Genomic DNA, 8257 nt, shown 5'->3' on the forward strand with positions numbered 1-8257 from the left:
TACACTCTGTACCAAAGTCAGCTTTACATGAAGATCTGAGATCGTCAAGATCGACCCCGATATTGACGCCGGGTCGAAACCTCGAGGGAGTGCAGATGACCCACAAAGCCGCATTTACCGCCGTCAAAACCGTCAAGGCCTACGAGCGCGTCGTCGAACAGATCGAGACCGCCATCGGCCGGCGGGAACTCCGCCCCGGCGATCGTCTGCCGAGCGAGCGCGAGCTGATGCTGACGTTCGAGGTGAGCCGGTCGACCATTCGTGAAGCCCTGCGTGTGCTCGAGAGTACCGGACTCGTGCGCTCGCGCCCCGGCGACCCGCGCGGTCCCGAAGTATTGCAGGCCTCGCCGGCTATTCTCGCGAAAACCGTCAGCCGACTGGTGCGTCTGGAAACCGTCGCCCTGTCGGAGCTCGTGGAGTTTCGCATCATGCTCGAGGGCACCGCCTGCACCCTGGCCGCCCAGCACCGCACCGAGGCGCAGCTGAACGAGATGCGCGCGGCCGTCGACGCGATGCAGCAGGAAGTGGCCCGCGGACCGGTCGCGTTCAGCCGAGCGGATGTCGCCTTCCACGTGAGCGTGTGGGCGGCCAGCCAGAATCAGCTCCTGCAGATTTGCGGGGAAGCGACCCGGGGCGCCCTCATCGACATGGTCACCGACGAACTCGATCGCGCGCCTGACTCCCAGGCCAGGATGGAACTGTCCCTGGCCCACGATCGTGAGATTTTGGCCGCGATCTCGGCCGGAGACGGAGCGAGTGCCGGACGACTTGCTCGATCCTTCATCATCGAGTATTACGGCGACATCATTTCGTCCCAGAGCCGGTCAGCACTCGGTGGAGCTCCCGACGACGCTGTGGCGTGAGCCCGCTCAGAGCGCTTTGGCGGCGGCGACGAGCACCTGCGCGAGGGTGGGAACTCCGGCCGCGCGAAAGACCTCGGTGCCGGCGCCGTTGGTGATGATGACCGTGGGAGTGTTGCGAATAAGCAAAGCCTCAGCCTGCTCCGGAGCACCGGCAACATCGATCTCGCGCACGGTCGCACCGGGGACGAGTCGTTTCGCTTCGGCGAGCACCGCCCGCGTCTGCATGCACGGTTCGCAGAATGACGACGAATACAGTGTGAATTCCATCAGGGCCTCGCAGGTCGCGCGTTGAGTTCGGTAGCATCCAAGTTTACAGGCCGTGTCGCAGGCCACCGGTAGACTCGGGTCATGACGAACAGCACGACTGGTGAAGCACCGACGACCGCCCCCGCAAACTCCCCGACGTCGAAGAGTCCCGACCGATTGGTCTGGATCGACTGTGAAATGACCGGGCTCGACCTCGACCGTGACGAACTCGTCGAGATCGCCGTCGTCATCACCGACTACGACCTCAACGTGCTTGATCCCGGCCTGGACATCATCATCAAGCCCAACGATTCGGCCCTGGAGAACATGGGCGACTTCGTGCGCAACATGCACACCTCGTCTGGCCTCATCACCGAGATCCCCAACGGAGTCAGCGCCGCCGAAGCCGAGTTCCAGGTTCTTGAATACGTGCTGAAGTTCATCCCGGCCGAGCAGAAGGCTCCGCTCGCCGGCAACTCCATCGGCACCGACCGAGCTTTCCTCACCCGGTACATGCCGCGCCTCGACACTCAGCTTCACTATCGCAACGTCGACGTGTCGTCGATCAAAGAGCTGGCCCGCCGCTGGTACCCGCGGGTATATTTCAACGCCCCCACCAAGGACGGCGGACACCGCGCCCTGGCCGACATTCTCGAATCCATCCGTGAGCTGGCGTACTACCGCCAGACCGTGTTCGTGGCCGATCCGGGGCCGACGAGTGAGGAAGCCAAGTCGCACGCGGCCGATGTTGTGCACTTATTCGCCTCCGAGGTGTAATAGGATTGCTGAGTTGCCCCGCGTTGTAGACGTGGGGACGCATGGTGGGTATAGCTCAGTTGGCAGAGCGCCTGGTTGTGGTCCAGGAGGTCGCGGGTTCAATCCCCGTTACTCACCCCAATGAAACCCAGCGCGTTCGGCCCCGGCCGCCCGTCTGGTGGTCGGGAGCAGTCCGCGATGTTGAATGCAGCATGCTAGAACTCGACGCAACGCAGTTCGAACGTCTCGTCGTCGATGAGCTCGACCTGCTGCCCGACGACATGGTCGACGGCCTCGACAATGTGATCTTCGTGGTGGAGGACCGTCCCGAGGACGGCACGCTCGACACCCTGGGCTTGTACGACGGGGTCGCCCTCACCGAACGCGGGCAGTACGGCTTCGGTGAGATGCCCGATCGAATCGTGCTCTACCGGGAGCCGTTACTGGCGATCTGTGACACTTTCGACGATCTGCACGATGAGATCCACATCACCCTGGTTCATGAAATCGCCCATTTCTACGGTATTGATGACGACAGGCTGCACGAACTCGGCTGGGGCTAGCCTCCTGCGGTCTAGCCTTGGGGCATGAGCTCCTTTCGTCTCGGCCGCCTCGTCGGCATCCTGGTCGGAACAGTGGTGATTCTCGGCGTCGGCATCTACGGCCCGGCGACGCTGCTGGGACCTCTGCCCGCCGTCACGGCCACCACGGTCACCCCGGGTGACAGCGCTGCCGCGCCCACTCCCCCGACGCTCTCCAGTGATGGTGCGAGCGCCATTGCCGTGCTGGCTGCCACGACGAGCGGCGCCTCCGGCACGACGTCGACCGCCGCGGATACCTCAGCGCCGATCGCCGTGGCCGGCACCACTGAAGCCCTCCCGATGGCCTCCATCGCCAAGGTCGTGACCGCTCTCGTCGTTCTCGACGCCAAACCCATTGTCGCCGGTGAGTCTGGCCCCATCGTGACCCTCACGACGGCCGACTTTCAGAGTTACCTGGACTACGACAAGTCGGGTGCCCGCTCGGTGACCGTCTTCGCCAACGAACAGTGGACCGAGCTCGAGTTGTTGCAGGCGCTGCTGCTCGGCTCGAGCAACAACCACGCCGACAGCGTGGCACGCTGGGCGTTCGGCTCGGTCGACGCCTACGTCGTCGCCGCCAACGCCTGGCTCACCGACCAGGGCCTCACCGACACGGCCGTGGTCGACGCTACCGGGCTGCACGATGCGAGCGCCGGCACCGCCACCGACCTCGCCCAGCTGGCCGGCCTCGCCGCGACCGACCCCGTGGTGTCTGCGATGCTGGCCAGTCCCGCATCCGCTCTGGCGAACCGTCGTGGGGTTCTGAACACCACCTCGTATCTGCCCGAGGAAGGCATCACGGGAATTTCACGCAGTTATACGGATGCCGCCGGGGTCTGTTTTCTGTTCACCGCCGAGGTGAGTGACGGAGCATCGAGCTTCACGTTCTCGGGCGCCTACCTGGGCGAACCGACCTACGACGCGCTCACGGCAGATCTGATCGCCCTTATGGGCAGTGCGCGGGCCGGAGTGGGCGCACTGCCGGTTCTGGCCGCGGGTGACGCCTATGCGACGTTTGAATCCGCGTGGGGCGACGAAGCTTCGGCCGTGGTGGGGGTCTCGCGCACCCGTTACGCCTGGCAGGCCGCCACCCCGGAGGCCGCAATCGTCACGCTCAAGGACTTCGCGACGGCCCGCAGCGGTGCGAACGTGGGCCAGGTACGACTCACCGTAGCCGGGGAGGACCTCTCGGCTGCCCTAAAACTGAGCGAGGGTATCGCCGACCCGGGGCCGGGCTGGCGCCTGCTGCATCCAATCGTGATGATCACGGCCCTGCTCGAGCAGTAGCGTCAGTCGAGAACGGCTACAGCGGCACGAACGGCTAGAGCGGCTCGACCTCGGTGTCGATGGGGTCGCTCTCGCCCGAGTCGAAGGTGTACCGCACGCGGCGTTGCCCGTTCAGGTCTCGTTCGTCGACCTCGTCATACCAGAACACCGATTCGAGGCCGCCGACGGCGGCGACCATGCTGATGCGTGGTGCGTGTTTGCCGCGCACGAGGGCCCGGGAATCAATCTGCCCCTCGAGCGGGCCGTCGATGAACTCGGCGATATACAGGGTCGGGGTTTCGCGGTCAGGACTACTCATGACAGCCAATGTAGTCCTGTGCGGTGCGCTATGCCCGGGGAACTGGCGCGCGCCGCACGTGTTTGAGAAGGCGGCACGTGTTCAAACCAGTGCGAACCTCGCAAACACGTGCCACGAGCCAGCGTCAGCTCCGCAAACGAACGGTCGCCCGACTTTGCGGGGCCTCCCGCCCGAGGTAGGTCGCCCATTCCTGCTGCCACTGGTCCCAATGGGCGCGAAACGCTTCGCCGTCACGGTCAAGCGCACGTCGTTTGCGCAGCGCATCGTCGGCGGCCAGCCACACGCGCACCTGGCTGAGCGGTTCGTGGGCGGCGGCGAGGGTTCCGCAGCCCTCCACGATGAGTGCTCGGGTCGGGTCGAGCGGATGCCACTCCGCCGCTTCGTTCTCGCCCCAGTCGTAGCGCTGCCAGGCTGCCGGCAACGCGTCGTGTCGCGGTTGCAGAACGTGATGCTGCAGGTGATGCACGGCCGCGTCAAGGCCGTCCCAGCCGGGATAGATGTCATCCATCCGCACCAACTGGGGACGAACCGTGCCCGGCCAGTGCTGCACGAGGGCATCGGCGAGGGTGCTCTTACCCGCACCGCTGGGCCCGTCGATGAGAATCACCGGGTTCGCACCGGCTGCGGCGACCGCCAGCAGCAGGGGGGCCAGCAACGGGGTGACGCCCAGGGCGGCCGGCTCGAACAGGGCGTCAGGCAAGAATGAAACTCCAGGTTTCGGCCCACACCGCAACCCCGATGGCGATGCCGGCGATCCCGAATCCGATGCCGACGAGAACCGCATCGGCCCCGCGAACTCTGGACGGCCGAGCCCAGGTGCGCGGTGTGTCGCTGCCGAAACCGCGCGCTTCCATGGCCGTGGCCAGTTTGCTGCCCCGGCGCACCGAGATCACCAGCAGTGAGAAGGCCGGGCCGAAGAATCGGCGGGCGGCCCCGCGGAGGCCGCCGCCGTCCCCGACGCCCCTGGCCCGCCTGGCGAGGGTGAGCGAGTGCCAGTCTTCGATAAACATGCCCACGAGCCGCAGCCCGGCCAGCCCGCCGAGAACGAACCGAGCCGGCAAGCGCAACACCTGCGCGAGGCCGTCGGCCAGGTCGGTCGGATCGGTCGTGGCGAGCAGCACGATGCCGGGCAGGCCGATGGCGAGCACTCGCAGCCCGATGGCCAGCCCGAGCTGGGCCGAGCCGTCGGTCACCGAGATGAAGCCGAACTGCCAGAGCAGCGCGCCGGAGTCTTCGCCGTAGAGGATCGTTGTGATCGCGGCCATCGGCGCCGCAATCCACACCGGGGCGGTGCGCAGCCAAAATTGCCGGGCGCTGAGTCCGCACCAGAGCAGGAGCAGGGCCTCGAGCAGCAGGGCTACACCCGCCGACACCCAGTCGATGGACAGCAGCAGGGCGCAGCTCACCGTGAGGGCGACGGCGAGCTTGGCCACCGGGTTGAGGCGAGCGACCACGCTCGGGCGGATCATGGGGGTCAGAAGGCTCACCGGGCACCCGACTCGAGCCGGATCGGATCGGGGGTACCCAGGCGGTATTCCTCGTCGGCGAGGGCGCTGACGAACGCGGCGTCGTGCGTGACGGCCACCAGGGCGGTTCCCTCGTCGAGCAGCTCGGCCAACAGGGTCACCAGTTCCTGCCAGGTGCGGGAATCCTGTCCGAAAGTCGGTTCATCGAGTATGAGCAGGCGCGGGCGGGTGGCGAGAACGGTGGCGACGGACATGCGTCGTTTTTCGCCGCCCGAGAGGGTGAACGGGTTGGCGTCGGCGAGGTGATCGAGACGCAGCCGGCGCATCAGCTCGTCGACGCGGTTGGTCTGCTCGGCAACGCTGAGCCGGAGGGCGCGAGGCCCAATCAGCAGGTCGTCACGCACCGTCGCGGCCAGAAACTGCAGTTCCGGGTCTTGAAAGACCGTTCCGATGCGGGTCAGCAACTGCGTCGAACGCCAGCGGTGCGGTTCGGGGGCGGCACCGGCCGCGAAGTTCTCGCACGCACGCAGCGATCCCCCGGCCGGTTTCAACAGACCGGCCAGGGTCAGTGCGAGCGTGGATTTGCCGGCACCGTTCGGTCCGGTCACAACGGTGGCCGTACCGGCGGCGACGGAGAGGGTGATGCCAGCGGCGACAACGGATGGTGCGCGCCGGCCGAACGGAACACGACCGACCGCGAGTCCCTCGGCTCGCAGCAGGGTCTGCCCGGAACCGATCGGGTGACGGGCCGGAAATCGGGGCGGCAGGGCGGGCACCCAGACACCGGCCTGCGCCAAGCGTTCTCCGTGGCTGGCCAGGATTTCATCGGTCGCCCCGTCAGCGAGCACACCGCCGGCCGGATCCAGCACGATGACGCGATCAACGACGTCCTGCCAGACTTCGACGCGGTGTTCGATGACCACGAGGGTGGCCCCGGAGCGGTCGAGGGAACGCACGACGGCGTCGCGTACCTCGAGGACGCCTCTCGGGTCGAGGTTTGCGGTGGGTTCATCGAGCAGCAGCAGTCCCGGCTGCATGGCGAGCACGCCGGCGAGGGCCAGACGCTGCTTCTGCCCGCCGCTCAGGCTCGACGTGGGATGGTCGAGGGGCAGGGCCAGTCCCACCTGTGCCAGCGCGCGCCGCACGCGCGGCCAGATCTCGGAGCGCGGGACGGCGAGGTTTTCGCAACCGAACGCGACGTCGTCGCCCACCCGGGCGAGTACGACCTGGGAATCGGGGTCCTGCAGCACGAGGCCGACCCGGCCCCTCGCCTCGGCCGCGCGTCGTCCGTCGATGAGCAGGCTGCCCGTCTCGTCGCCGTCTTCGGCATCGCCGAGCACCCCGGCCAACGCGTGCACCAGCGTGCTCTTGCCGGCGCCGCTGGCCCCGAGCAGCAGCACCCGCTCGCCGGGCTCGATCTCGAGATCGAGCCCGGACACGGCCTGATTCTGGCGTCCGGCGTGCCGCCAGCCCCAACTGCGGGCCTGGATCTGCACCGGTCGAATCTGCGGGCCGCGAGCGGGTATGAACGACGAGGGGTCAGGCATCCGCTAGCTGAGCGCGCCGGAACGCGCGCGCGCCCCTCCCCGACCCGCAGCAAATCGGCTCAATGCACCGGTTCGAGCCAGGCCGCGCACGGCGAGCCAGGACAGCAAACCGGCCAGCACGGTGCCCGATACGACGGCGGAGGTGAAGTAGACGGCCTTGAAACCGAAATCTAAGGCGGCATAGCTCACGGTCGTGTCGAGCAGGCCCACAGCCACTCCGGCGCCGGCACCGGCGAGGAGGGCTACGCCGAGGCGCCAGTTGGAGTACAGGAACAGGGCCAGGACGATCTCCGCGCCGAGCCCTTCGACGATGCCCCAGATGAGCGTCGAGAATCCCCACTGGGTGCCGATCAGCATGGACACGACCGCGGCAATGACCTCGGTGTAGAGGGCGGCGCCGGGTTTGCGAATGATGAGGCCGCCGAGCACGCCGGCAAACAACCAGCCGCCGGCCAGAAGGCCTTCGAGGCCGGGCGTGAACGTGAGGATCGCGCTGAGCGGTGACCAGGCGAGGCCCCAGGCCCAGAAGATGACGCCGCTCGCGACGCCGATGACGCTCGCCACGACGATGTCGACGACGCGCCAACGAAAGTTGCGCGGCTTGTTCGCCGTGACCGGTCGCGTGGAGGTGAGTGTAGCGTGCACTGTTCGTGCCCTTTCCGTAGGTGAATACAGGGCACGGGATTGAGAAGCCTCCCTGCGCTGGCATGATCCAGATCAGGTTCGACGGTCGAAGCTTAAGTGAGCTTCCTCTCAGCCCGGTATACCGGACTCCCGTGATCGACTTCAACTCTAGTGCCCCGCCTAGACTTGCGGCATGGGGATCACAACGTGAGCATCGGTATTCTGCTCGTGCTGGCGGCGCTGTATCTCGTGCTGATGCGGCGATTCATTCTGCGGCGACGCCGAATCAAGCAGGGTCTGCCGGTGAGCGGCCCGTGGCATTTTCCGGCCTGGCTGCGCCCGCGAGTGCCCCGCTGGGCGAGCCGGCGGTTCGCGCGGGGGCCGTTCGCGCGCAGGCCGCGCTGGCCGAGGCGCATCCGCTCTGCGCGTCCCGGGCGCGGCCCGCGCCGCACGCGGCCGGGCCCACCTTAGGGAACGGGGCCCATGATCTGGCGGTTTCTGGGGGTCGTTGCAACACCGGGTGGTCTATTCAGTAGTCAGCAGTTTAGCGAAGCGCTCGGCGGGGGTGTCCCAGTCGAGCGTCTTCCGT

At 67.0% G+C, this 8257-nt stretch carries 11 protein-coding genes, 1 tRNA gene and 1 riboswitch; of the genes, 6 read left to right on the plus strand and 6 right to left on the minus strand.

Translation table 11 applies throughout. The features are described 5' to 3' along the window. Nucleotides 1-95 precede the first annotated feature (95 nt). Complete coding sequence (locus E3O25_RS02875) at nucleotides 96-863, plus strand: FadR/GntR family transcriptional regulator (protein WP_092108746.1); 768 nt, start codon at nucleotides 96-98, stop codon at nucleotides 861-863. 6 nt (nucleotides 864-869) lie between these two features. On the opposite strand, the gene E3O25_RS02880 is transcribed toward E3O25_RS02875, so the two are convergent. After that, nucleotides 870-1130 (minus strand): thioredoxin family protein, encoded by a 261-nt coding sequence (locus tag E3O25_RS02880; protein WP_092108748.1) that lies wholly within the window; start codon nucleotides 1128-1130, stop codon nucleotides 870-872. A gap of 81 nt (nucleotides 1131-1211) precedes the next feature. Here E3O25_RS02880 and orn point away from each other — a divergent pair, with 81 nt between their 5' ends. The 4 genes from orn (at nucleotide 1212) to E3O25_RS02900 (ending at nucleotide 3733) form a co-directional block, all read left to right on the plus strand. After that, entirely contained in the window at nucleotides 1212-1886 is a 675-nt protein-coding gene (gene orn, locus E3O25_RS02885) for an oligoribonuclease (protein ID WP_092108750.1), read from the plus strand. A 44-nt stretch (nucleotides 1887-1930) separates the two neighbouring features. Next, a tRNA-His gene (locus E3O25_RS02890) sits at nucleotides 1931-2006 on the plus strand. Between the two features lie 71 nt (nucleotides 2007-2077). After that, nucleotides 2078-2428 carry a metallopeptidase family protein gene (locus E3O25_RS02895; protein WP_092108752.1) on the plus strand — a complete coding sequence of 117 codons (351 nt, stop codon included), beginning with the start codon at nucleotides 2078-2080 and terminating at the stop codon, nucleotides 2426-2428. Between the two features lie 24 nt (nucleotides 2429-2452). After that, complete coding sequence (locus E3O25_RS02900) at nucleotides 2453-3733, plus strand: hypothetical protein (protein ID WP_134360385.1); 1281 nt, start codon at nucleotides 2453-2455, stop codon at nucleotides 3731-3733. A 34-nt stretch (nucleotides 3734-3767) separates the two neighbouring features. Here E3O25_RS02900 and E3O25_RS02905 read toward each other — a convergent pair whose 3' ends face one another. The 5 genes from E3O25_RS02905 to E3O25_RS02925 all read right to left on the minus strand — a co-directional run bounded on the left by E3O25_RS02905 (nucleotide 3768) and on the right by E3O25_RS02925 (nucleotide 7689). Continuing rightward, nucleotides 3768-4031, minus strand: coding sequence for a hypothetical protein (locus tag E3O25_RS02905; protein ID WP_134360386.1), 264 nt, complete (start codon nucleotides 4029-4031; stop codon nucleotides 3768-3770). A 124-nt stretch (nucleotides 4032-4155) separates the two neighbouring features. Next, nucleotides 4156-4731 (minus strand): AAA family ATPase, encoded by a 576-nt coding sequence (locus E3O25_RS02910; RefSeq protein ID WP_241988471.1) that lies wholly within the window; start codon nucleotides 4729-4731, stop codon nucleotides 4156-4158. Beyond that, entirely contained in the window at nucleotides 4724-5518 is a 795-nt protein-coding gene (locus tag E3O25_RS02915) for an energy-coupling factor transporter transmembrane protein EcfT (protein WP_241988472.1), read from the minus strand. Before E3O25_RS02915 ends, E3O25_RS02910 begins: the two co-directional genes overlap by 8 nt. After that, nucleotides 5515-7044 carry an ABC transporter ATP-binding protein gene (locus E3O25_RS02920; RefSeq protein ID WP_134360388.1) on the minus strand — a complete coding sequence of 510 codons (1530 nt, stop codon included), beginning with the start codon at nucleotides 7042-7044 and terminating at the stop codon, nucleotides 5515-5517. Before E3O25_RS02920 ends, E3O25_RS02915 begins: the two co-directional genes overlap by 4 nt. A gap of 3 nt (nucleotides 7045-7047) precedes the next feature. Beyond that, nucleotides 7048-7689: an ECF transporter S component gene (locus E3O25_RS02925; RefSeq protein ID WP_134360389.1), complete on the minus strand. Its 642-nt coding sequence runs from the start codon at nucleotides 7687-7689 to the stop codon at nucleotides 7048-7050. A 32-nt stretch (nucleotides 7690-7721) separates the two neighbouring features. After that, nucleotides 7722-7832: riboswitch (TPP riboswitch) on the minus strand. A 43-nt stretch (nucleotides 7833-7875) separates the two neighbouring features. Between E3O25_RS02925 and E3O25_RS02930 the strand changes: the two genes are divergently transcribed. Next, on the plus strand, nucleotides 7876-8139 hold the full coding sequence (locus tag E3O25_RS02930) for a hypothetical protein (protein WP_134360390.1): 264 nt from the start codon (nucleotides 7876-7878) through the stop codon (nucleotides 8137-8139). Nucleotides 8140-8257 lie beyond the last annotated feature (118 nt).

The sequence above is a fragment of the Cryobacterium sp. TMT1-3 genome, assembly GCF_004402315.1.
Classification (GTDB): Bacteria; Actinomycetota; Actinomycetes; order Actinomycetales; family Microbacteriaceae; genus Cryobacterium; species Cryobacterium luteum.

Coding starts and splice junctions, on each gene's coding strand:
- E3O25_RS02875 (WP_092108746.1), top strand. CDS start 96: ATGACCCACAAAGCCGCATTTACCGCCGTCAAAACCGTCAAGGCCTAC.
- E3O25_RS02880 (WP_092108748.1), bottom strand. CDS start 1,130: ATGGAATTCACACTGTATTCGTCGTCATTCTGCGAACCGTGCATGCAG.
- orn (WP_092108750.1), top strand. CDS start 1,212: ATGACGAACAGCACGACTGGTGAAGCACCGACGACCGCCCCCGCAAAC.
- E3O25_RS02895 (WP_092108752.1), top strand. CDS start 2,078: ATGCTAGAACTCGACGCAACGCAGTTCGAACGTCTCGTCGTCGATGAG.
- E3O25_RS02900 (WP_134360385.1), top strand. CDS start 2,453: ATGAGCTCCTTTCGTCTCGGCCGCCTCGTCGGCATCCTGGTCGGAACA.
- E3O25_RS02905 (WP_134360386.1), bottom strand. CDS start 4,031: ATGAGTAGTCCTGACCGCGAAACCCCGACCCTGTATATCGCCGAGTTC.
- E3O25_RS02920 (WP_134360388.1), bottom strand. CDS start 7,044: ATGCCTGACCCCTCGTCGTTCATACCCGCTCGCGGCCCGCAGATTCGA.